Source organism: Corynebacterium glaucum (assembly GCF_002287505.1).
In the GTDB taxonomy this organism is placed as follows: domain Bacteria; phylum Actinomycetota; class Actinomycetes; order Mycobacteriales; family Mycobacteriaceae; genus Corynebacterium; species Corynebacterium glaucum.
Genome location: NZ_CP019688.1, coordinates 783,765 through 805,972, shown reverse-complemented (window position 1 = coordinate 805,972; position 22,208 = coordinate 783,765). Strand labels below are relative to the sequence as shown.

Below are 22,208 nucleotides of genomic sequence, written 5' to 3'. Positions count from 1 at the left end.
TCCAATGTGATTTTCCTTTCAACTACACAAGTCAACAATGTGGATGTAGAAGGGTACGCAATCGCGCTCGAACCGACCTGCGGTTTTATACCCCCGGCACCCCGACCCTTCTACAATCTCGCAGATGATTTCGCGCCTGGATTCGCACTTGGATGGCAGACGCATTCCCCGACCTCGCGTTCGCGGCCGAAGCTAGGCCCGGCCACGAGACCACGCTGTCCAGAGCTGCGCGTAGCGGCCGCCGAGGTCGAGGAGTTCAGCGTGGGTGCCGCGCTCGACGACCTCGCCGGCGTCCATCACGAGGATGAGGTCTGCTTCCGCCGCCTGGTCCAAGCGGTGCGCGATGACCACCGAGGACCGGCCCGAGGTAACCACTCGGGCTGCGTCTTCGAGTGCGCCTGCGCCGGCAGATCCGGCCTCGGCGGTGGCTTCGTCCATGAGCACGATCGCCGGGTCGAGCAGGTGGATGCGTGCGAGCGCGAGCTGCTGCGCCTGCACGGGTTCAAGGCGCATCCCGCGGCTGCCTACGATGGTGTTTAGGCCATCGGAAAGCGTTTCGAACCAGTCGGCGCCAACGTCGGCAAGTGCTTGCTCCAGCTCCGCATCCGTGGCGTTAGGTTTCGCAATAGTGAGGTCCTCGCGCAGAGTGCCGGAAAACACGTGCACTTCCTGGGAGACGAGCGCGAGGCGGGCGACGCGTTCGGAGTCGGAAAGGGCGGTGACCGGGGTGTCGTCGATAAGCACCAATCCCTCGTCGGGGACGCGCAAACCTGCAAGCAGTGCTGCGACCGTCGACTTACCCGCGCCGGATGCGCCGACGAGCGCGACCTTTTCGCCTGGCTGGAGATTGAAGTTGATGTCGCGCACAGCCCAGTCGTCGCCGTAGCGGAACCAGACGTCACGCAGCTCCGCGCGGCCGGCAGGCGCGGGGGCGCCGCAATCCGGCACCCGGGCGGGCGGGTTGTGCACCACTCCGACGATGCGTGCGAGCGAGGCGTAGCCGGAATTGACCGTGTCGAGGGTGTGGATGATGCCCATCATCGGCCGGCGGATGCGGATGATGATCATCATCGCGCCGGTGACCTGGCCGATGGTGAGCTGACCACCGCGCACGGCGAAATAGCTCATGACAAGGCCGGCGATGAGCATGCCGGCCTCGATGATCGTCATTTGCACCTGCGTCACCATCATCGTGCGTCGCGCGCGGTAGCCGTTTCCCACGACTCGCCACGACGATTCCCCGATGCGCTCCTGCGCGCGGTCCTCGCGCGAGAACGCGTGCAGCGTTTCCAGCCCGTGGATGGATTCGAGCATGCGCCGCGCGCGCTCGGCCATCGACGCGCGCTCGTTGGCGTAGCGCTCCGGCGCACTCTTCAGGTACTGGCGGAAGCTGAGGAAATACGCGGGGCCAGCCAGCAGCGGAATGACGGCGTAGTACGGGTCGAGGCCGATCAAGGCAATGGCGGTTGCGCCGAGCACAAAGATCGCGGAGGTGACATCGGGCAAGGTTTGAGAGATTGACGACGACAACTCGGCGACGTCATCGGTCGATCGCGACAGCAAATCCCCGGAACCGGCCTCCTCCACGCGGTGGGTAGGCAGGTGCAGGGCCGTGTCGACCATGTCCTCGCGCAGGTTGCCGATCGCGCGCTCCGCGACTGTGGACAGCAGGTAGAACCCGACGGCGTTGAGGCCTGCGCTGACCACCGCCGCGATGGACACGCCCGCTCCGATCCAAAGGATGCGCGTGACCATGTCTGCGCCACCCGCGAGCACGACGTCGACGACGCGGCCGAGCAGAATCGGCACCGCCATTGAGCCAAGTGCACCGATGGAGAGCACAACTACCGAGGCCCAGAAACGTCCACGTGCCTGCGGGATCCGGCTGAGTTGGCGGGAAACTTCCTGGCGGACTTCACTGCCTGTTGCTGTTGGGAAACGCATGCTATTCCGCCACCGCCTTCCACGCCGGCGAGGAGGAGTAAACCACGGTGGTCTTGCCGGCGCGCGCTTGCGCGACGTTCGCGGCGATGGCTTGTTCGGTCACGGAGTCAACCGCGGTAGTGGGATCCTGCAAAATGAGCACGTCTGGGTCGACGGCGATTGCACGGGCAAGGGCGACGCGCTGCCGCTGGCCGCCGGACAGACCCGCGCCGTTCTCCCCTACTTCGCGCTCTGCGGCGGCAAGGATGTCGCGGCCTGCGGCGACCACGAGTGCGGCGCGAGCGGCATCCGCGTCATCGGCAACGTTGCCCAGCACCGTGCCCTCAAACAAGTGCGCCGCGTGTGGGGCGACCAACACCTCAGTGCGGTCGACCTGGGCCAAATCCGCGGGTGGAGTGCGGTCGATGACTGTGAGGCCGGGTGGGAACTGTGGTGCGGGCAACGGGGCGTCGATAAGCGAAGGCTCTTGTAAAAGCCGGGTGATGCGGCGCGCGCTGGCCTGAGCTGGGGCGAGGCGCGCGGCGATGTGCTTGCCCAGGAAGGTCATTGGCGTGATGACGAACTGGGTGACACCGAGGATGGTGATGAGATCGCCGACGCTGATCACCCCGCGGGCGGCGAAGATCGCGGCCGCGATGGTGGCGGCGATGATGTAGAGGGTGCCGAGTGATTCGGTCGTCGCGTCGAGGCGGGCGTGCGACGCGTTGGCCCGGATGGTGGCGAGACGAGCGCGTATCGACGCTTCCTTGTACCTGCCGCTGACTACGTCCACCGCGCCGAGGCCTTTGATGATCCGCAGGCCTTCCACGACATCGGTGGCGGTGGCGGCGGCATCTGCGAGTGCTTTTTGGCGCTCGCCGGACCGTTTCTGGAGCGGTTTGCCTGCGGCAATAGTGCCAAATACGACGAGTGGGCCGCCGGCGAGGATCGCAATGCCGAGCGGCAGGTGGATTGAGCCGACAACGTATGCGACGTACGCGATGGTGAGCAGGTGGCCCACCGGGAAGACCATGAGGAAGACCGCTTCGGAGACGCGTTTGACGTCGGTGGATGCGATGGACAGCAGCTCACCTGGGGTGTAGCGGGTGGCGCCGCCAATGCCGCGCGGGTCGAGGATGCGCGCGGTGACTGCCATGCGCAGGTCATGGCCGACGGTGAGGACTGCTTTGGAGAGCCAGCTGCGACCGAACCATCCGCCAACTGCGCCGATGGCCATGACGATTGCGAGCAGGGCGATGTAGCGGGTTAGGCTGGCGAGGTCTTGCGTAGCGATGGCGGTGTCAATTGCGCGGCCGACGATCACGGGCGCGGACGCGTTGGTGACCATCATCGTGGTGATGCCGAGTGCCGCGGGCACCGAAAAGCGGGCCCGGGAGTTCAGGGTTTTCCAAAGCCAGCGGGGGTCGTCGGGGCGGGGCAAGGTGCTCACCGACCTAACCATATTCGACGTTGCCGACACGACCTTGGTTCCGTTGGCTTCCAAATGCCCGTTCGAAGCCGGCAGATGGCGTGTGGGGGTTGTTTCCTAGAGTTCGGGTCATGGAGGAGCAACGCATCATCGCCAGACTGCGCGAGTTCAGCGCAACGCAGCTTGACCAGGTAGCCAAGCCTGTGTCCATCGCGCGTGCGACAGACATTCCGGGTGACTATATTGCCCTGCTCGAGGTGCAAGACGATGAACTACAAGCCCAGATTGTTGGCACGCAGCCGTATCTGATCACCCTCCGCCTGACGGCGAAAGGAGTCAGTGCAAGCTGCACCTGCTCGGTGCGCGACGAGTGGTGCAAGCATGCGATCGCGGTCGCAGTCCACGCCGCCGAGCTCAAGCCGGGAGGGCACCCGCTACTCGACGCCGCGCTCGACAGGATGACCGCGGTCGAGCTCGTTCAGCTCGTCAACGCGTTGCGCGCGGAGCTCCCCCAGGTCGAACCAGTGCTCACCAGACTTGCCATGCCGCATTGGTTCGATCCCAATTATTCGGAAGCAGGCGGTGCGAAAGAGACCCACGCCGTTTTGCGCGAGCAATTCCTCGCCGAGCCGTCGATCGCAACTTTCGCCGCCTACCTCGACGCGCCGGAGCAAACCTACATCGAGACTATGATCACCCTCGCCGAACTGGGCCGAGACACTGACTACGCCACCTTCGAGCTCATGGCGGCGACAGAGTTCTCGCTCTACGAAGAGGGCCTGCTTACCATCGAAACCTCCAGCGTCGACTCCTTTGTTGCAGCCACCTGGGCGGTGGGCGTCGAGCTGCCCCGCGACCCAGTGACTGCGGTGCGGCGCCTCTTCGCTTACTTCCGCCTGTGGCTTACCCAAGCATCGTCCGAATTGCCGCCGCCGCGAACGCCCGATAGCGCCGCCCACGTTGCACTCCGGATCGCGCAGCTCCAGCTGTTGCTGATGCAGGTCGAAGATCCTGACCTGGCCACCGACGGCCTTTACCAGTGGGAAGGCCAGCTCGACCTACTGAGAAGCGAATTCCAATTCTGGCCGCACTTCGCCGATGCCCTTGCAGACTATGAGCTTTAAGACACCGTCCCACCGCGTCAGCGCTACCCTGGCTGGCATGACACCCCTGAGTTCAACGCTGCACCACAACTTCCACTCCGGCGCGCAGGATGTGCGCGATTTCGCGGCCAGTGACTTGGCCGCCCAGTGGATACCCGGATCTTGGCGGCAATCCCTGACGGATCTGTCCTACTCGGTGACCGGCCTGTGGGATTCACTGGTTCGCGCTCTCATGCTCGTTCTGTAGGCGCAGGAAATTCAGCTACCACGGGGGGAGACGTGGCCGACACCGAACGGACTCAGAGCCAACTCCGTAACCCAGTCAAGGTAGAAGAGAAAGAGAGTTAGCCCATGTCACATCTATTACCGCAGCATCAGTATTTCGAGAGAACTTACTGGTTTAACAAGTTGGCGGAATTTCTCTTTTTGCCATTCTGGGGCACAGGCTTGTTCGTGCTCTTCTTCCAAACTGGCTTCGATTTCTTCAAATCGTTCGCCATCTTCATCGCCGTGATCTGGTTCCTCATCACGCTGAGCACGCGGAGTGAGCACGCAGAAGATGAAGCGGTTGGTACCGGGCTCAGTCTTGGAGCCGGCTTCGTACGAGTGGTGCCTGCCCTGGTGTGTAAGTGGGCGCTGCGCAAGGTTACAGGGAGGGGGGCTCCGAAACCCGTGACGGCAGAAGTGCTGTCGGATTTTGCGATGCTGTCGGGTACGTTTGCGGGCACCTTTGATAACAATGTGCACGTGACCGACCCCCGCGGTGCGACGCTTGTCCTTGGTCCGCCCGGTTCAGGGAAGACTTCCTGCGTGATTGCACCGACTGTGGCTATTGCTACTGGGCCGGTCGTAAGTACATCGGTGAAGTGGGAGGTGCTGTATGACACCCACCAGACCCGTTCGAAGCGAGGCCGTATTTGGGCACTCGACCTGGGCAGCGGCATTCCCGATGGAGCTTTGCGCGTACGGTGGTCGCCAGCATGGAGTGTCTCTGGATGGGACTCTGCCCGTGTGATCGCGAACGAGTGGACGGCACCATATGCGGTGGGCTCGCCTAACCGTGACTGGATTGATTCGGCGACTGAGTGGCTCGCAGTCATCCTTTTTGCAGGCCAGTACGTTTCTTTGCCGACGTTTGCTGCTTGGTGCCGGGAAACCGAGGGGGCATTGGACCAGGTTGAGAACACAATTCTGCAGCACAGGACCGACCCAGAGGACGTTGACGCAGACTTAGCCCTTTCGACGTTGCGCGGGATCAGGGCCACACCGGATAAAGAGCGAGGATCAATCGCTTCCACGCTGCGTCGGCTAACTTCGGTTTACAACTCTGCCGCGGTGCTGTCCAACAAAGGCGAGGACTTCGACCCTGCGCGATTCATACGCACGTCTGACACGCTGTACATCGCAGCGTCACCGGAGGAGCAGAGCGTGACCGCAGGTCTGATAATGGCGCTTTTGTCGGCGATTACCCGGGAGCGAAAACGAGCTGCTAATGAGGGTGAGGACCTGGACTGGTTGAACGTCGTGGTGGATGAAGCAGCGCACGTGGCACGTCCGCCTTTAGACACTTGGGCCTCGCAGTTCGGCGGGCAAGGCATTGCGCTAACGGTGGGGCTGCAGGATCTCTCCCAGGCACGCGCGGCATGGCCAGGAATTAACTTTTTGGGGATGTTCCCGTCCGCCATTTTGATGCCAGGTATTCGCGACGATCAGACGCTTCGTACCTTTAGCGCGATCGCCGGAGATTTTGACCGCCAAGTTATTTCCAGCTCATCGGGCACGAGCCGTCCGGACTTTTGGTCGAGGAGCAATAACGTTTACCACTCCGACACTCAAAGCGTGCACACTGAGCGGACGAATATTGTGCCGGTTGAAGCCATCGCGCAGATGCCGATGGGCGAAGCAATGTTGTGGGAGGGAAGCGCCTGGAAGTTCATCGGAACGTACCCGTGGTCGAGCGAGTTCTTTGATGGGTACCGCGAGCGTGTGCCGCAGCAGTGGCGCGAGGTCGAGCAACCCCGTTCGTTACTGAAGAACGCGACTGACCAGCCCGGTGACGAGCTTCTCCGAGAGGCAGAGCAATACCGCGCTATCGCCGAAGGCCGCGATCCTATGCACCCGGATTAAGACAATCGCACAGCGAGCCTTTTCATCCGGCGCGCCTGCGTGTGTCCGGGTAACGTATCCGGGAAGTTGTTTTTCTAATCATGCTTGGAGCTCTTTCGTGAAAATTGCAGTACTTGGTGGGGACGGATTCTGTGGCTGGCCCGCTTCGCTGCACCTGTCGGACATCGGACACGACGTGGTGATTGTGGACAATCTCTCCCGCCGCGCAATCGATGAAGAGCTCGGCGCCCAGTCGCTGACACCAATCGCCACTATCGACGACCGCTTGGCCGCGTGGAAGGAAGTCACCGGCAAAGAGATCGGTTTTGAAAACATCGACGTCGCCCAGGATTACGAGGGCCTGTACGACTTCATCACCACCTACGAACCGGATGCGGTGATCCACTTCGCTGAGCAGCGTGCGGCGCCGTACTCGATGAAGAACCACCGCACGAAGCGCTACACGGTGGATAACAACGTCAACGCCACCCACAACCTGCTCGTCGCCATCGTGGAATCCGGTCTCGACATCCACGTTGTGCATCTGGGCACGATGGGCGTTTACGGTTACGGCACCGCGGGCATGCAGATCCCGGAGGGCTACCTGGACATCCAGGTCGACGCTGGTGAGAACGGCATTGTGGAGCAGCAGATCCTCTACCCCACTAATCCGGGGTCGGTCTACCACATGACCAAGGTGCTGGATCAAAGCTTGTTCGCGTACTACGCCAAGAACGATGAGCTGCGGATTACGGACCTGCACCAGGGCATCATCTGGGGCACCCACACGCCGCAGACCGAGCGCGATGAGCGTCTGATCAACCGCTTCGATTACGACGGCGATTACGGCACTGTGCTCAACCGCTTCCTCATGCAGGCCGCCGTCGGCTACCCGCTCACCGTGCACGGCACCGGCGGGCAGACCCGCGCCTTCATCCACATCCGCGACATGGCGAAGTGCATCCAACTCGCGGTGGAGAACCCGCCCGCCAAAGGCGAGCGCGTGAAGATTTTCAACCAGATGACCGAGACCCACCGCGTCCGCGACCTCGCCGAACTGATCAGCAACATCTCCGGCGCCGAGGTACAGATGGTGCCCAACCCGCGCAAGGAGTCCGCTGAAAACGAGCTCCACGTGGCAAACGACACCTTCATCGGCCTGGGTCTCGAGCCGACTTACCTCGCCGAAGGCCTGCTCCAGGAAGTCGAAGATGTCGCGCGCAAGTACTCCGACCGCGCCGACCGCAGCAAGATCCCGGCGCGTTCCCTGTGGACGAAGCAGCAGCACGAAGGCGTGCCGGAAGGCGAGAAGTAACCGCAGTGCGCATCGCCATCCTCACCGAGGTCTTCCTGCCGAAGATCGACGGTGTAGTCACCCGCACCATCCGCCACCTCGAGCAGCTTGCAGAGCTAGGCCATGAGGTGCTCATTTTCGCCACCGGCGACGCTCCGGATGAGTATGCGGGGTTCGACGTGGTGCACGTGCCGTCGTTAAGCTTTAGGCCCGTTTACCCCGAGATCCAGTTCGGCCTGATCACTCCGGTGATTCCCCGCAGGCTCGCGCAATTTCAACCCGATGTCGTGCATGCGATCAACCCCATCTGGACTGCCGGCTGGTCGAGCCTGATCGTGAGCTTCCAGGGCCTGCCGCTGGTCGGCTCCTTCCACACCGACGTACCCGAATACACCCTCAAGCTGGGCATTCCGTGGGCGAAACCGGCAGCTGAGTGGGGGCTTCGCACCTTCCACGGCAAGGCGCAGTACAACCTGGTCACCTCCGGGCCGATGATGGAGCGCGCGGCGAGCTACGGCATCCCCAACGTTGAGCTGTGGCCGAAGGCAGTGGACACGGTGAGCTTCGCGCCGGGGAAGCGCACCGTGGACATGCGCGCCCGTCTCACTGGCGGCCACCCCGACGCTCCCCTGGTGATCTTCGTCGGTCGTGTTTCCGCCGAGAAATCCGTCGAACGCTGCCTGCCGATTATGGAGGAACTGCGCGCCCGTGTCCCCGGCACCCGCTTCGCCGTCATCGGCGATGGACCCCAGTTCCGCGAGATCAGCAAAGCCTTCGACCGCGACTGGATCACACTCACCGGCTACCTCTCCGGCGAGGAGTTGCACGCGGCCTACGCGTCCGGCGACGCACTGCTTTTCCCCTCCACCACAGAAACGCTCGGCTTCGCGGCACTCGAGGCATTCGCGTCCGGCGTGCCGGTGGTCGCCGCCAAGGCCGGCGGCTTACCCTTCGTCGTCGACGACGGCACCACCGGGTTCTTGGTCGAGCCCTCCCTGCCCGATTCCGCGTGGGCGGAAAAGCTCGAGCAGTTGCTTATCGACGCCCCCTTGCACACGCAAATGGCACAAGCAGCACGCGCCGAGGCAGAGCACTGGAACTGGCGCACCTCCACCGAGGCCGTTGTGGAGGTCTACAAAAAAGCGATCACGGCACGCCGCGCGCTACATCGCTAAGCGTGCCGAGCCGCTGAAGGGTGCGGCAATCGGCTACTGGATTTCAGCCGGCGCCTTGCGGGCCGGGTAGATCTTCGGGCGCACCCCTGCGATGTCCTCAACCACACGCACAACCTGGTTGGAGTAGCCGTACTCGTTGTCGTACCAGACATAGAGCACCAGGTGATTGCCGGAGGCGATGGTGGCCAGGCCGTCGACGACACCTGCGTGAGTGGAGCCTAGCAGGTCGGTGGAGACCACCTCCGGGGAGTGGATGTAGTCGATCTGCTGACGCAGCTCGGAATCGGTGGAGACGCGGCGCAGGAAGTTGTTTACCTCGTCCTTGTCCACCTGCTGCTCCAACTCCAGGTTGATCACCGCCATGGACACGTCCGGCGTGGGCACGCGGATTGCGTTACCGGTGAGCTTGCCGGCGAACTCCGGCAGCGCCTTCGAGACGGCCTTCGCTGCACCGGTCTCGGTGAGCACCATGTTCAGGCCAGCTGCCCGGCCGCGGCGCGGGCCCTTGTGGAAGTTGTCGGCCAGGTTCTGGTCGTTGGTGTAGGAGTGCACCGTCTCCACGTGGCCGTGGACGACACCGTAGCGGTCGTTGATCACCTTGAGTACTGGAGTGATGCCGTTGGTGGTGCAGGACGCGGCGGAGAGGATCTTGTCGTCCCCGATCATGTCCTGGTTAATGCCGTAAACGATGTTCGGGATGTCACCCTTGCCCGGTGCGGTCAGCAGCACGCGATCCACGCCCTTGGATTCGAGGTGGCGGGACAGACCATCGCGGTCGCGCCATGCACCGGTGTTGTCCACCACGATGGCATTGTCGATGCCGTACTGGGTGTAGTCGATCTCAGACGGGGAATCGGCGTAGATCATCTGAATCGGAGTGCCGTTCGCCCAGATAAGGTCATTCTCACGGTCCACGGTGATCGTGCCGTTGAACGCACCGTGCACCGAGTCGCGGCGCAGCAGGGACGCGCGCTTCACGATGTCCTCATCACCCTTCTTGCGCACCACGACGGCCCGCAGGCGGACACCACCGTAGGTGGCCTCGCGGGCGATAAGGATGCGAGCAAGCAAGCGGCCGATGCGGCCGAAACCGTAGAGCACGACATCGCGACCCTCGAGTTCGGAGGAAGTACCGACAACCTCGGCGAGCTGCTCCTCCAGGAACGCACGCAGATCCTGCTGGTCAGATTCCTTGTACAGGTGCGCCAGGTGGCCGAGGTCGATCGAAGCGGTGCCCAGGTCCATCTCGACGAGTTCGCGCAGGATCGGCAGCGTTTCATCCAGCGGCAGCTCCTTTTCCACAATGCGACGTGCGTAGCGGTGCGCCTTGATGATTTCGATATCGGTCAAGCCGATGAGCAGACGGCCGTGAATCGAGGTCACTGCGTTGTGTTCGCGGTGCAGACGGCTGATCAGCGGCAGCATCTCCTGCGCGAGCTCAATCTTGTGGTTCCAGTCGTCGCGGGGGGTGGTGTCCACCTGGTTCTCGGTCACGTCGCTCCTTAAGCGGTCATTGAAATCAATCACGTATGTGGTTTTTGGGGGCATACTCTGCTCAAACCGTCCCCCCATACTAACGTCCAAGCCAAATTCAGGCGCGGTAAGGGAAGACGGATATTCACCCGCCATTCATCGCGCGGTAACTCCGCGGCGGTAGCTTGGTGGGCGCGCCCGCCACCCAATCTGAGGAGCCTGTTTTGACCACCCTGACCGCGTCCGCAAAAACCACCCGCACCGCTCTCGCAATGTCGCTTGCTGCCGCTCTCGCCGCGCCGCTTATGGCCACTCCGGCGCTCGCGGCTGAGAACCAGACCACCTACTACTCCACCAAGCAGCCGTATTCCCCCGCCGCTCCGATCTCTAGCTACAGCCAGCCACCTGCCGGTTTCAAGCAGATCTACACCTCAACCGTGAACCGCCACGGATCGCGCGGACTCTCCGGTTTCAAGTACGACGACCTCGCGCTGCAGATGCTCCTTGAGGCGGAAAAGCGCGGCCAACTTACTGACCTGGGTAAGCGCCTTATCCCGCAGGTCAAGGCGATGACGAAGGCGAACGAGGAGCTCACCGGGCCAGAGACCGGCTACGGAAACCTCACCGTGTTCGGCCGCGAAGAACTCCAAGGAATCGGCGAGCGGAACGCAAAGCGAAACACCGAGCTGCTGAACGCGATCGTCGGGTCTGACGCAAAGGTCAAGTTCATGTCGTCCGGCGAAGACCGCGCGACGGAATCCGGCTGGGAGTTCGGCCGCAGCTTGCTCGCGGCGAAGCCTGAACTGGACAGCCACTTGATCGACGGCATGGAAGACGACCACGTCAAGATCGAGGCTCGAACCGACCTGCTCAAGGCCCACGGTGACAAATCTCTCGACAGCTACGAGCGGTACGCAGCGTGGGAAGACGGGGAGATCGTTGAAGCGAAGATCGATGAGGCCTATGCGAAACCAGCTTCCCGTGAAGCGTCGCAGAAGCTTCTGCTGAAGATTTTCACGCAGGACTTCGTCGATGGCATCGACGACGGGTCCCTCACCTTCACTGCCCAGAACGGCAAGAACACCGTGGAAGGCGTTGCCGACGCTGCGCTGCAGTTCTACAACCTGTACATCATCGCCCCGGCGATGGATCGCGAGGCAGCGAAACCCGCCGAAGGGTGGATCTTCAACGAGTTCATGGACGATGAAATCGGCCCCACCTTCGCGTACCTCCTCGATGTCGAGGACTACTACCAGAAGGGCCCCGCCAACGAAGGCGAGACCGTGGCGTACGACAACTACGCTCCGCTGCTGGACCACATGATTCAAGGTGTCAAGGACCGCGCGGCCGGCGGCGAGATCGCCGCCGAGTACCGGTTCAGCCACTCCGGTGCCATTGTTCCGCTCGCAGCATTGCTGAAGCTGCCGGGCTCCGAGAAGGGAGTGCCGGCAGATGAGCTCATGACGTATGAGAACTCCAAGTGGCGCGGCGACACCGTCGATCCGATGGGCGCGAACATCCAGTGGGATGCGTTCCAGAATGACCAAGGTGTCACCCTGGTTCGCATGCTGTACAACGAGGCTGAGATCCCGTTCCACGCTGGCTGCATGCCGGTGGTAGATGGTTCCGCGTTCTACACCATCGAGGAGCTGGCCGACTGCCTGCCGCTCGGTTCGACCTCGGACCATTCCAAGGCTCGCCCAGACATCACACCGGGCGCCGACACCAAGGATGGTTCGTCGAAGGACGGCTCGGCGGAGAACGGCTCCACCGGAGACGGTTCATCGAAGACTGGCGCCATCGCGATCGCCGTCACCGCGGTGCTTGCTATCCTCGCGGCGCTCGGCTTCGGCGCTTGGCAGCTCGGCATCATCGGCGCCGGTTTCTAGCTACTTCAGCACCGCGCGGTACTTCTCCGGCTCGGGCCGCTCGGCGAACTTGGGCTCCTGGTCCTTGTCCACCAGTACCGCGCGCACGCCTTCTGCGAAGTCGGGCTCGCGCCGGATGACCTGGCCGAGCACGCGCTCGTTCTCGAGCGCACCTGCGAGGTCGTGCTTCGCGTTCGCCTCGAACAGCTCGGCTGCAGCCACCAGCGCCGACGGCGACGCTTTGGCGATCAGGCTGCGCACAAAGTCACCGAACGCGCCCTCAAGGCGCGCCTCGATCTCGGGCCAGGAGCCGTCGAAGGTCGCTTCAATATCGTCGAAATACTGCGCGATTGTGCTTGAGGACGGCGCTACCGAGGCGTCGTCAAGCGAAAGCTCCCCCTCCTCCACGATGCGATCGAGCAAACCGTCGAGCGAGGCGACCTTGTGGGTGGCGAGGCCGAGCTCGAGCATGTCGTCCGGGGTCATGCGGTAGCCAGTGAGGCCGAGGAATTTGCCGAGGTTTTTCGACGGTCGCTTCGGCAGGTTTTGCAAGGTCAAGCTCATGCCGACATCGGTGATGTAACCGATGTTCATCTCCGGCATGGAGGCGAACGCGTCCTCGGTAACCACGAAATGCGAGCCGTGCGCGGACACGCCCATGCCGCCGCCCATGATCACGCCGTTGGCCAGGGCGATGTAGGGCTTGCCAAAGTTGGCCAGGCGCAGGTTCATGTCGTACTCGTCGGCGAAGAACTGATCCACGGTGGCCTCGTCGCCGTCCAGGATCGCCTGCCGGGCGTACTTGACGTCGCCGCCCGAGCAGAAGTGCTTGGAGTTGGAGGTAATCACGACGCGCTCGACCTGGTCGTCCTCGGCCCACTCGCGCAGCGCCGCGTCGATGATCTTGACCATGTCATAGTCCAGCGAGTTCAGGCCCTTCGGGCGGTTCAGCGTGATCACGCCGGTGGTGTTGCGGACCTCGGTGAGAACCTTGGCTTCGGTGTCAGTGTTTTCGTTCGGTGCAGTCATGCGACCAGTGTTCCACATCACACCGCGGCGCCGCACCGCATTGGCGGTACCCTGGCCGATATGCACACCCCCCGACTTGTAGCGCTGGATATGGACGGCACATTGCTCATCACAGGGGGTGACATTCCGAACAGCTTTTGGCCCGTGCTGGCCGAGGCTCGTGAGCAGGGCGTGACCATTGCGCCGGCGTCCGGCCGCCAGCTAGCTACGTTGCGGGACATGTTCGCGCAGGATGCGCCGGATACCTTCATCGCGGAGAACGGCGCGGTGGTGTGGCACAGGGGCGAGATCGTTTCGACGACTCCGATGCCTGAAGCCCCGGTACGCCGCCTGGTTGAGGCGTTGGAGGACGCGCCTTTTACCGCCTATGCAGTGGTGTGCGCGCCAGAGGTCTGCTTCACCCGCGAGGATCTCCCAGCGGAAATCTCGGAAGAAATCAACAACTACTACCACTCGCGGAAGGAGCTTGCTTCGCTTATCGACGCCCCGTTGAACGCCACGGTGAAGCTCGCCCTGTACATCCAAGGCGACGCTGAAACGGAAGCGCTCGACTGGGTGAAGGGCCGCGTCCCGGAGCTGCGTGTGCTGCTGAGCTCGAAGCACTGGATCGACATCATGCGCCCCGACGCAGACAAGGGCCGCGCGCTTGAGGCGCTCGCCGAGACTCTTGGCATCAATGCCGCCGATACCGCCGCCTTCGGCGACTACCTGAATGATCTGGGCATGCTGCAGGCAGCCGGCCATGCGGTGGCGATGGGCAACGCGCACGACGACGTGAAAGCGATCGCCGACGAGGTGTGCGGGACCGTTGCGGAGGAAGGGGCCGTGGCCAAGCTGCGGGAGTGGCTGGCGTGATCGACTTCTCCCAACCGGCCGACGTGGTTGGTCCGCAACTGCTCGGCTGTGTGATCACCATGAACGGCGTGAGCATTCGGCTCACCGAGGTGGAGGCCTACCTCGGTGCCGCCGACGCCGCCGCCCACACGTTCAACGGCATGACCGCGCGAAACGCAACGATGTTCGGCCCACCCGGGCGCCTGTACGTGTACTTCTCTTACGGCATCCACCACAACGGCAACCTCGTGTGCGCGCCCGAAGGCGACGGGCAGGGGTGTCTCATGCGCGGCGGCGAGGTGGTCGCTGGTGAAGACCTCGCCCGCGAGCGCCGGCAGCGCCCGGATCGGGCACTCATTCCATTTGAAAACCTTGCGCGCGGGCCGGGCAACCTCGGCCAAGCGCTGGGCCTGCGGCTTGAAGATAACGGTACGAAGGTCGAGCTGGCGATGCGCGACGCCGAGCCGGAATGGGTGGCTGGGCCACGCATCGGGATCTCGAAGAACGCCGACGCGCCACTGCGGTTCTGGATCCCGGGCGACCGCACGGTGTCCACCCCGCGCGGGTATCCGAAGACCGCGCTGTAGGGTCGCTAGTCCTTCTTCTTCTTGCCCTTCTTAGCGTCTTTCTTAGCCGCCTTCTTCGGCTCCACCTTGCGCTCCTCCAGCTGCGCGGCAGCATCCGGCACGTAGCGGAACTCCTCACGCGGCGGGCGCTCGTAACCGCTCGGCTCGGGCCGCTCCGGGATCTCCGGCAGCTGCGGCTCGAGGTGCTCGTAGGGCACCGTAGACAGCAGGTGCGAGATCACGTTGATGCGCGAGCGCTTCTTGTCCTCACTCTCCACCGTGTACCACGGCGCAGACGGGATATCAGTGTGCAGGAACATCTCGTCCTTGGCGCGGGAGTACTCCTCCCACTTGGTGATTGATTCCAAGTCCATCGGAGAGAGCTTCCACTGGCGCAACGGATCCTGGCGGCGCGATTCAAAGCGACGGTACTGCTCCTCGTCAGACACAGAGAACCAGTACTTGCGCAGCATGATGCCGTCTTCCACCAAGAGCCGCTCAAAGATCGGCGCCTGGTGCAGGAAACGGCGGTACTCCTGCGAGGTGCAAAAGCCCATCACGCGCTCCACGCCGGCGCGGTTGTACCAAGACCGGTCGAAGATCACGATCTCGCCGGCGGACGGCAGCTTCTCGACGTAGCGCTGGAAGTACCACTGCCCTTGCTCGCGCTCCGTCGGCTTCGGCAACGCCTCGATACGGCAGGTGCGCGGGTTGAGGTACTGCGTGATGCGCTTGATTGCAGAGCCTTTACCGGCGGCGTCGCGGCCCTCCATGATGACCACGAGGCGCGAGCCGGTCTGCACGACCCACTCCTGCATGGAGACGAGTTCTGCTTGCAGGCGCAGCAGCTCCTTCTCGTAGGCCTTCTTGGACAGCTTCGGCGGTTTGCTGGCAGACGTTTCGCTCATGCGGACAACCGTAGCGGATCACATTTTCGCTCCCCGTCAGAGGTATACACTTCCCCCGCAGCCCAGTTAGCCCTCCGGATCATGGCACGACTTTCCCTATCATCGGCCCCATGCATCCCAACGAGCGATTCGCAGATTCCCTGTTCTGGACACTGAAGTCACCCGAGGGTGCGACCTCAGTGGTTGCCGGCACCGTGCACGTCATCGATACCTCGCACATCACGATGCCGACCGCCGTGCTTGAAGAGCACCTCATTCGCCTCGGCCACCTCTACGTCGAAATCGCTCCGGAAGAGATGATGGAGCTGACGACGCAGATGCAAGAGACTGGGCTCAGCGCGCTCGGACCGCAGGGGACCGGGCCAGCCACACCGGGGCAACTCGATCGGCTCTACGATTTCGCAGCCGGTTCCCCAGTCCTCAACCCACTCAGCGAACAGTTTCCAACGCTTTCCATCGGTGTGCTCACCCAGCTCGTCAAGACGGCAACGCAGCTGCGCTCCCCGCTGTTTGAAGAACCGCGCTTCGAGATGGAGAACCACTTCATTACCGTCGCCGCCGAACGCGACATCCCAGTCACCGGGCTCGAGCAATCCGCCGACCAGTTCGCGCACTTCGACGCTGATAGCGACCTCGACGCAGCTCTCGATGACTACGGCGCGAAACTCCGCGGCGCGGAATCGAACGAGATCTTCGACATGTTCACCCGCTACGCAAACCAAGACCTCCGCCTACTCAGTGACGCAGAGCAGCGCTCGGACACCATGCTCAAACGCAACGCCGCGATGGCCAGCGCGCTGGATACCCACCTGCGCGACACTCCGGGGCTGGTACTCCTCGGTGCCGCGCACCTGCCCTACGACACCGGTGTCCTCGCGCTGCTCGCGGATAAGGAGTGGGAAATCGGCCGCGTTGACCTGGCCGTCGACAAGCACTAGCTCAACCCTCGAGCTGCTCCGCGATGACGTAATCGACAAACGCCCGGGCGGATGGACTTGGGTTGCCTCCGCGAGTTGAAGGACTACAACTCCGCGGTCAGCACGGTGATGTTGCCCGGGCCCGGTTTCGTCGCCCCGGTTCGGCCGGCGCCTACCTGCGCTCCAGTGTCCGCGATGACGGATTCCAAGTGCGCACCGCTGGGCACCACCACATCAGCTGTGAGCACGCACCGGTTCACTGTGGCCCCCCGCTCCACACGCACACCGGGGCCGATCAGGCTGTGGGTGACCTCGCCCGCAACGTCAGCGCCCGGGCAGATGAGCGAGTTGTGGACCTTTGCCTCCGGCCTGATCCGGGCCGGCGTGGAAGTCGAGAGGTTGCTCAAGATGGGCCAGTCGGGGTCGTAGAGGTTGAAACCGGTGCCGTCGATCAGTTCCATGTGCGCCTGAAAGTAAGCGTCAACGGTGCCGACGTCGCGCCAGTACCCGCCCGAACGGTACGCGTGCACGGTGGCGTTTTCCACCATGTACGGCAGGATGGTTTCGCCGTAATCGCCCAGCTCAGCACCGTCGGAGTCGTCACCAACCAGGGCGTCGCACGCGGCGCGCAGCGCAGGCACGCGAAAGACGAAGACCTCGGTGGCAATCACTTGACTCTTCGGCGACCCAGGTTTGTAGGCGTACTCGGTGACCCGGTCGCCGTCACGCTGGATGACGCCGTAGCGCGAGGGGTCCTCGGCGATTTCGGTGGTCACCACGGTGACGTCGCTGCCGAGGCGTTCGTGCTGGGAAACAACAGCACGAAGATCCAGCTGGCAGAGGTGGTCGGCACTCATGACCACCAGCGTCTCGGCGCCCACCGCCTCCACCTCGTCGAGATGCCGGTAGAGGGCGTGGCCGTTGCCTTCACTGAAGCCGTCCTCGGTGTCACCCTCGCCTGGTGGGAGGACGCGCAGGCCCGCCAAGGTGCCGTCCAAGTCCCAGGGGCGCCCACCCGCTAAGTACCGGTTTAAGAAGTTGGGGCGGTACTGCTCGGCAATCCACACGCTTTTGATGCCTGAGTGGGTGAGGTTGGACAGGGTGATGTCGATAAGCCTGTAGCTCCCTGCGAACGCCACCGCGGGCTTCGGCTGGTGGTCGGTGAGCGGCGTGAGACGGCTGCCGCGGCCGCCTGCGAGGACGAGGGCGACGAGTGGGTTGCGCATGGCACCCATTGTGGACGATTAGGCCTCGATCTGCTCTCCGAGTTCGAGCCACTGCATCTCCAACTCGTCGCGCTCGTCCCGCAGCGCCGCCAGCTCCTTTGTCTTGGCGCCAATCGCCTCGAAATCAGGCGCGGCACCGCCGGACAACTCGGTAATCTCGGCCTCCAGCGCGGCCGCGTCCTTGTCGGCCTTCTCCAGCTTGCGCTCCAGCGCGTTCATCCGCTTGCGCAGCTCGCGTTCCTCTTGGGAGGACAGAGCTTTTTGCTTATCGACGGCATGTTGTTCCGCCGCACGCGCCTCCCCCAAGTCCAACACGCCAGCACTGCCCTGTTGTGCGGCACGTCGATCCAGGTACTGCTGGATGCCGCCGGGCAGGTTCGTCAGCTTGCCGTCGCCGAAGAGGGCGTAGGTGGAATCCGCGATGCGTTCGATGAGGTAGCGGTCGTGGGAGATCACCACAAGGGTGCCCGCCCAGTTGTCTAGCAGGTCCTCGAGCTCCTGGAGGGTGTCGATGTCCAAGTCGTTCGTGGGCTCGTCGAGCAGCAGCACGTTCGGCTCGCTCATGAGCACGCGGGTGAGCTGCAGGCGGCGGCGCTCGCCACCGGACAGGTCTCCGACCGGGGTGCGCTGGCGCTTCGGAGAGAATCCGAGGCGCTCCGCGAGCTGGGATGCGGACAGCTGGCCCTTGCCCAGCTCGATGTAGGTGGCCACGTCCTCCACAGCATCGATCACGCGGCGGGTGGGGTCGAGGTCATCGAGCTCCTGGCGCAGCCAGCCGATGCGGGTGGTCTGGCCCTCGATGCGCTTGCCGGCCGCCAAGGGGTACTCCCCCGCCAGCGTCCGCAGCAGCGTCGTCTTGCCGGATCCGTTGACGCCCACCAGGCCAATTCGCTCGCCCGGCGCGAGCCTCCAGGTGAGATGGTCCACCAGGGTGCGGCCGTCGGGGGCATCGATGCGCGCGTCCTCCAGCTCGATGACCACACGGCCTTGGCGCTGCTTGGAAAACGCCATGAGCTCGACCGAGTCGCGCGGCGCGGGCACATCGGCGATCAGCGCCTCAGCGGCCTCGATGCGGTAGCGCGGCTTCGAGGTGCGAGCCGGCGCCCCGCGGCGCAGCCACGCCAGCTCCTTGCGCGCGAGGTTGCGGCGGCGCTGCTCGATTGCGTCGGCCTGGCGGGCGCGCTCCGCACGCGCGAACGTCCAGTCGTTGTACCCGCCCTCGTAAACGTCGACCTGGCCGTCGTGGACTTCCCACGTCAGGTTGGCCACGGTGTCGAGGAACCAGCGGTCGTGCGTAACCACCACTACGGCGAGCTTGCGCGAGAGCAAGTGGTCGGCAAGCCACTGCACACCTTCGACATCGAGGTGGTTCGTCGGCTCGTCCAGCACCACCAGGTCCAGGTCCTGCACCAGGGCCGCAGCGAGGTTCACGCGCCGGCGCTCGCCGCCCGAGAGTGACCCCACCGGGGTATCCAACCCGAGATCAGCCACGCCGGTGCCCTGCAGTACCTCGCGCACCTTGGCGTTCGATGCCCACTCAAACACCTGCAAACCAAGCGGCTCAACCACGGCCTGACCGACGGTCACCGTGCTATCCAGCTCGAAGCGCTGGGTCACCACCGCCATGCGCAGCGAGGAGTTGTGCGACACGCGGCCCGCATCCGGTTGCTCAATGCCGGTGAGCACCTCCAACAGCGTGGTCTTGCCGCCGCCGTTCACACCGACGATGCCGATGCGGTCGCCGGACTGCACACCCAACGAAACGCCGTCGAGCAGGGTTTTCAGCCCCCAGGTTTTGGAAACGTTTTCCAGATTGATCAGGTTAGCCATCGCGAAAACATCTTACGGGGCGAGCATTGCGTGCAGACTCCGGTCCCGCTGCAGATGCGCCACAATGTGCGCGCACGCCAGCGCGTCCGAATCCGCCCGGTGGTGGTTGAGCACAAACCCCGGCGCGCAGTACGACGCCACCGTCGGCAAGCGGTGATCGACAAGTTCCGGCAGCATCCTGCGGCTCAACCGACCCGTGCAGTACATCCGCTCCGGGAACGTGCCCGTGAAGTAGTACCGGTCCAGCCCACGCCACACGGACGCATCAAACGTCGCGTTGTGCGCATACACCGGTGCGTCGCCGACGAACTCCACCACCGCGTCCGCGATGTCGAACCAGCTCGGCGCGTCCTCCACGTCGCCGCGGTAAATCCCGTGGATATGGCTGAACTCGAACGCGATGTGTTCCTCCGGCGGCCGCAGGAACGTGCACAGCTCATCCACCACCTCACATCCGCGCACCTTCACCAAAGCCACCTGGCACGCCGAAGCACCACCCACCCGGTTCGCGGTCTCAAAATCCACACACACATACTCGTCGCAAAGCAATTCGCTTAACGACGGCACGTACTTGCCCACTTTCCGCTTTCCCGACCCCGCGACGCTTGTGGCTGGCTGCAGCTCAAGGCGCGGATCGACCCCGGATGTAGCGCCGTCGAGGTGGTAGCGCAGGGCGTCGAGAAGCATCATGCCCTGAGATCGTACACGTGTTCTACAACAAGGCGCCCGCTGCGGGGCCGTGCGTTGTGATGAGCTCGTAGCCCGGAAAACGCCCTGCCAGTGCGTCGCGCACCTCCTGGGCGTGACCGCTGTCCCGGCACAACACAGCCACCGTTGGGCCGGAGCCGGACACGATCGCGGCGAGCGCCTCTGCTTCCCCGGCGCGGATCAATTCCTTGAGCTGCGGTCGCATCTCGAGCGCGGCAGCTTGGAGATCGTTGTGCAGCGCTACCGCGAGCACCTCCGGGTCGCCCGAAGTGAGCGCCTGCGCGACTGCGGTGGTATCGAGGTGGGGTACGAGCGAGGGGTTGTGGTGGCGCAAGTCGTCCAGCAAGCCGAAGGCTTCGCCGGTGTTGATAGGCACGCGCGGGTTCACAAACACCCACCAGAATTCGCCGCGGCCGAGCATCTCCACCAGGTCGTCGCCGCGGCCGGTGCCCAGCGCGTTGCCGCCCATGAGGGCGAACGGCACGTCGGCGCCGAGGTCTTTCGCCAGCGCGACGAGCTGGTTCTGGTCGAGCGCGGTGCCGCTGAAGTGTTCCAGGTAGGCGTTTGCGGCCACTAGTGCCGCAGCCGCGTCGGCGGAACCGCCCGCCATTCCGCCGGCGACAAAGACGGCCTTGTCTACCTCGATGCGCACCTTCGGCAGCGCAACCGGAAAAAATGCGGCGCGGTGCGCAGCCACTGCCGCATCGACCGCGCGCCACGCCAGGTTCGACGGTGTGTCGATCTGCTCGCTGAGTGCCCCCTCCAGCGTCCAGTGCGTGGTGATACCGGCGACGACGCTTTCACCCTCGGAGGCGACACCGTCCTCGACCACCAGGCGCACCACTTCGCGCTGGTCGACGGCTTGAAAGACGGTAACAAGGTCGTGGTAGCCATCGGCGCGCGCTTCGCCGACGCCGAGGTGCAGGTTCACTTTGCCGGGCGCGGATGCCGCAAACTGGTTAACCACGCTGCTGCCCCAAACGCACAAAGTCCTCCACGCCGAGCGCCTCGCCGCGCAACCCAGGGTCGATACCGGCGGCGCGCAGGGCGTGTTCCGCCGCGGCCGGCGAGCCGTAGACCGACGCAAGCGTGGAGCGCAGCGTCTTGCGGCGCTGCGCAAACGCTGCATCCACCAGGGGGAAAACCGCGTCGCGAAGTGAGCGGTCGCGCTCATCGGAGACGTCGATACGCACCAGCCCAGATTCGATGTTCGGCGCCGGCCAGAAAACGTTCTTGCCGATGGTGCCTGCACGCGAAACGTCGCCGTAGAACGCGGCCTTGACGCTGGGCACGCCGTAGATCTTGGACCCGGGCTCGGCGGCGAGGCGGTCGGCGACTTCCTTTTGCACCATGACAAGTACGCGTTTGATGGACGGGAATTCTGCCAGCAGGTGCAGCAGCACCGGCACTGAGACGTTGTATGGCAGGTTCGCCACCAGCGCGGTGGGCTCGCGGTCGAGGTCTTCCGCGCGCACCTTGAGCGCGTCGGTGTTGATCACGGTGAGTCGCTCCGAAAATTGCGGGGCGCGGGTGTCAACGGTTTGTTGGAGACGCCCCGCCAGGCGCGGGTCGATCTCCAACGCGATGACATGTGCGACGGAATCGATCAGACCAAGCGTCAACGACCCGAGGCCGGGCCCCACCTCGACGACCACGTCGGCAGGCGAAAGTTCCGCCGCCGCGACGATGCGGCGCACGGTGTTCGGGTCGTGGACGAAGTTTTGGCCGAGTTTTTTCGTCGGTGTGACCGCAAGCTCGTCGGCAAGCTCGCGGATCTCAACGGGGCCTAGCAGGTGGGAATCGCTCATCCCGGATGGAG

Annotated in this window: 19 protein-coding genes; 9 read left to right on the top strand and 10 right to left on the bottom strand. The window is 63.8% G+C overall.

Annotated elements, in window-relative coordinates:
- Window positions 1-192: 192 nt before the first annotated feature.
- Together CGLAU_RS03965 and CGLAU_RS03960 are read right to left on the bottom strand one after the other, a co-directional pair.
- Complete coding sequence (locus CGLAU_RS03965) at window positions 193-1,944, bottom strand: ABC transporter ATP-binding protein (RefSeq protein ID WP_095659572.1); 1,752 nt, start codon at window positions 1,942-1,944, stop codon at window positions 193-195.
- A gap of 1 nt (window position 1,945) precedes the next feature.
- Window positions 1,946-3,373, bottom strand: coding sequence for an ABC transporter transmembrane domain-containing protein (locus tag CGLAU_RS03960; RefSeq protein WP_232507188.1), 1,428 nt, complete (start codon window positions 3,371-3,373; stop codon window positions 1,946-1,948).
- 110 nt (window positions 3,374-3,483) lie between these two features.
- On the opposite strand from CGLAU_RS03960, the gene CGLAU_RS03955 reads away from it, so the two are divergent.
- The 5 genes from CGLAU_RS03955 (at window position 3,484) to CGLAU_RS03935 (ending at window position 9,030) form a co-directional block, all read left to right on the top strand.
- Entirely contained in the window at window positions 3,484-4,476 is a 993-nt protein-coding gene (locus tag CGLAU_RS03955; protein ID WP_095659571.1) for an SWIM zinc finger family protein, read from the top strand.
- Window positions 4,477-4,513: 37 nt separating this feature from the next.
- Window positions 4,514-4,702 carry a hypothetical protein gene (locus CGLAU_RS03950; RefSeq protein WP_157731255.1) on the top strand — a complete coding sequence of 63 codons (189 nt, stop codon included), beginning with the start codon at window positions 4,514-4,516 and terminating at the stop codon, window positions 4,700-4,702.
- Window positions 4,703-4,806: 104 nt separating this feature from the next.
- On the top strand, window positions 4,807-6,582 hold the full coding sequence (locus CGLAU_RS03945) for a type IV secretory system conjugative DNA transfer family protein (protein ID WP_095659569.1): 1,776 nt from the start codon (window positions 4,807-4,809) through the stop codon (window positions 6,580-6,582).
- Window positions 6,583-6,679: 97 nt separating this feature from the next.
- Entirely contained in the window at window positions 6,680-7,876 is a 1,197-nt protein-coding gene (locus tag CGLAU_RS03940; protein ID WP_095659568.1) for an NAD-dependent epimerase/dehydratase family protein, read from the top strand.
- Between the two features lie 5 nt (window positions 7,877-7,881).
- Window positions 7,882-9,030 carry a glycosyltransferase family 4 protein gene (locus tag CGLAU_RS03935; protein ID WP_095659567.1) on the top strand — a complete coding sequence of 383 codons (1,149 nt, stop codon included), beginning with the start codon at window positions 7,882-7,884 and terminating at the stop codon, window positions 9,028-9,030.
- A gap of 33 nt (window positions 9,031-9,063) precedes the next feature.
- Here the strand turns inward: CGLAU_RS03935 and CGLAU_RS03930 are convergent, their stop codons facing one another.
- Window positions 9,064-10,524 carry a glyceraldehyde-3-phosphate dehydrogenase gene (locus CGLAU_RS03930; RefSeq protein ID WP_269768551.1) on the bottom strand — a complete coding sequence of 487 codons (1,461 nt, stop codon included), beginning with the start codon at window positions 10,522-10,524 and terminating at the stop codon, window positions 9,064-9,066.
- A 203-nt stretch (window positions 10,525-10,727) separates the two neighbouring features.
- Here CGLAU_RS03930 and CGLAU_RS03925 point away from each other — a divergent pair, with 203 nt between their 5' ends.
- Window positions 10,728-12,392 carry a histidine-type phosphatase gene (locus CGLAU_RS03925; RefSeq protein WP_095659565.1) on the top strand — a complete coding sequence of 555 codons (1,665 nt, stop codon included), beginning with the start codon at window positions 10,728-10,730 and terminating at the stop codon, window positions 12,390-12,392.
- Here CGLAU_RS03925 and CGLAU_RS03920 read toward each other — a convergent pair whose 3' ends face one another.
- Window positions 12,393-13,400, bottom strand: a complete 1,008-nt coding sequence (locus CGLAU_RS03920; protein ID WP_095659564.1) for a 3-hydroxyisobutyryl-CoA hydrolase — start codon at window positions 13,398-13,400, stop codon at window positions 12,393-12,395.
- Window positions 13,401-13,460: 60 nt separating this feature from the next.
- Between CGLAU_RS03920 and CGLAU_RS03915 the strand changes: the two genes are divergently transcribed.
- Both CGLAU_RS03915 and CGLAU_RS03910 read left to right on the top strand, forming a co-directional pair.
- Complete coding sequence (locus CGLAU_RS03915) at window positions 13,461-14,255, top strand: HAD family hydrolase (protein ID WP_095659563.1); 795 nt, start codon at window positions 13,461-13,463, stop codon at window positions 14,253-14,255.
- Window positions 14,252-14,821: a DNA-3-methyladenine glycosylase gene (locus CGLAU_RS03910; RefSeq protein WP_095661023.1), complete on the top strand. Its 570-nt coding sequence runs from the start codon at window positions 14,252-14,254 to the stop codon at window positions 14,819-14,821. The genes CGLAU_RS03915 and CGLAU_RS03910 overlap by 4 nt, the downstream gene beginning before the upstream one ends.
- A gap of 5 nt (window positions 14,822-14,826) precedes the next feature.
- On the opposite strand, the gene ppk2 is transcribed toward CGLAU_RS03910, so the two are convergent.
- A complete protein-coding gene (ppk2, locus tag CGLAU_RS03905; RefSeq protein ID WP_095659562.1) occupies window positions 14,827-15,708 on the bottom strand; it encodes a polyphosphate kinase 2 in 882 nt (293 codons plus the stop codon).
- Between the two features lie 110 nt (window positions 15,709-15,818).
- Between ppk2 and CGLAU_RS03900 the strand changes: the two genes are divergently transcribed.
- Window positions 15,819-16,646, top strand: coding sequence for a TraB/GumN family protein (locus CGLAU_RS03900; RefSeq protein WP_095659561.1), 828 nt, complete (start codon window positions 15,819-15,821; stop codon window positions 16,644-16,646).
- A gap of 83 nt (window positions 16,647-16,729) precedes the next feature.
- On the opposite strand, the gene CGLAU_RS03895 is transcribed toward CGLAU_RS03900, so the two are convergent.
- The 5 genes from CGLAU_RS03895 to rsmA are packed head-to-tail and all read right to left on the bottom strand — an operon-like array spanning window position 16,730 to window position 22,197.
- A complete protein-coding gene (locus CGLAU_RS03895) occupies window positions 16,730-17,851 on the bottom strand; it encodes a glucose-1-phosphate adenylyltransferase family protein (RefSeq protein WP_232507187.1) in 1,122 nt (373 codons plus the stop codon).
- Between the two features lie 18 nt (window positions 17,852-17,869).
- Window positions 17,870-19,681: an ABC-F family ATP-binding cassette domain-containing protein gene (locus CGLAU_RS03890; RefSeq protein WP_095659559.1), complete on the bottom strand. Its 1,812-nt coding sequence runs from the start codon at window positions 19,679-19,681 to the stop codon at window positions 17,870-17,872.
- Window positions 19,682-19,693: 12 nt separating this feature from the next.
- Window positions 19,694-20,371, bottom strand: a complete 678-nt coding sequence (locus tag CGLAU_RS03885) for an exonuclease domain-containing protein (RefSeq protein WP_198305010.1) — start codon at window positions 20,369-20,371, stop codon at window positions 19,694-19,696.
- Window positions 20,372-20,393: 22 nt separating this feature from the next.
- On the bottom strand, window positions 20,394-21,356 hold the full coding sequence (locus tag CGLAU_RS03880; RefSeq protein WP_095659558.1) for a 4-(cytidine 5'-diphospho)-2-C-methyl-D-erythritol kinase: 963 nt from the start codon (window positions 21,354-21,356) through the stop codon (window positions 20,394-20,396).
- A complete protein-coding gene (gene rsmA, locus CGLAU_RS03875) occupies window positions 21,349-22,197 on the bottom strand; it encodes a 16S rRNA (adenine(1518)-N(6)/adenine(1519)-N(6))-dimethyltransferase RsmA (RefSeq protein ID WP_095659557.1) in 849 nt (282 codons plus the stop codon). The genes CGLAU_RS03880 and rsmA overlap by 8 nt, the downstream gene beginning before the upstream one ends.
- Window positions 22,198-22,208: the final 11 nt, after the last annotated feature.

Coding starts and splice junctions, on each gene's coding strand:
- CGLAU_RS03890 (WP_095659559.1), bottom strand. CDS start 19,681: ATGGCTAACCTGATCAATCTGGAAAACGTTTCCAAAACCTGGGGGCTG.
- CGLAU_RS03915 (WP_095659563.1), top strand. CDS start 13,461: ATGCACACCCCCCGACTTGTAGCGCTGGATATGGACGGCACATTGCTC.
- CGLAU_RS03950 (WP_157731255.1), top strand. CDS start 4,514: ATGACACCCCTGAGTTCAACGCTGCACCACAACTTCCACTCCGGCGCG.
- CGLAU_RS03920 (WP_095659564.1), bottom strand. CDS start 13,400: ATGACTGCACCGAACGAAAACACTGACACCGAAGCCAAGGTTCTCACC.
- CGLAU_RS03900 (WP_095659561.1), top strand. CDS start 15,819: ATGCATCCCAACGAGCGATTCGCAGATTCCCTGTTCTGGACACTGAAG.
- CGLAU_RS03885 (WP_198305010.1), bottom strand. CDS start 20,371: ATGATGCTTCTCGACGCCCTGCGCTACCACCTCGACGGCGCTACATCC.
- CGLAU_RS03945 (WP_095659569.1), top strand. CDS start 4,807: ATGTCACATCTATTACCGCAGCATCAGTATTTCGAGAGAACTTACTGG.
- CGLAU_RS03955 (WP_095659571.1), top strand. CDS start 3,484: ATGGAGGAGCAACGCATCATCGCCAGACTGCGCGAGTTCAGCGCAACG.
- ppk2 (WP_095659562.1), bottom strand. CDS start 15,708: ATGAGCGAAACGTCTGCCAGCAAACCGCCGAAGCTGTCCAAGAAGGCC.
- CGLAU_RS03965 (WP_095659572.1), bottom strand. CDS start 1,944: ATGCGTTTCCCAACAGCAACAGGCAGTGAAGTCCGCCAGGAAGTTTCC.
- rsmA (WP_095659557.1), bottom strand. CDS start 22,197: ATGAGCGATTCCCACCTGCTAGGCCCCGTTGAGATCCGCGAGCTTGCC.
- CGLAU_RS03895 (WP_232507187.1), bottom strand. CDS start 17,851: ATGCGCAACCCACTCGTCGCCCTCGTCCTCGCAGGCGGCCGCGGCAGC.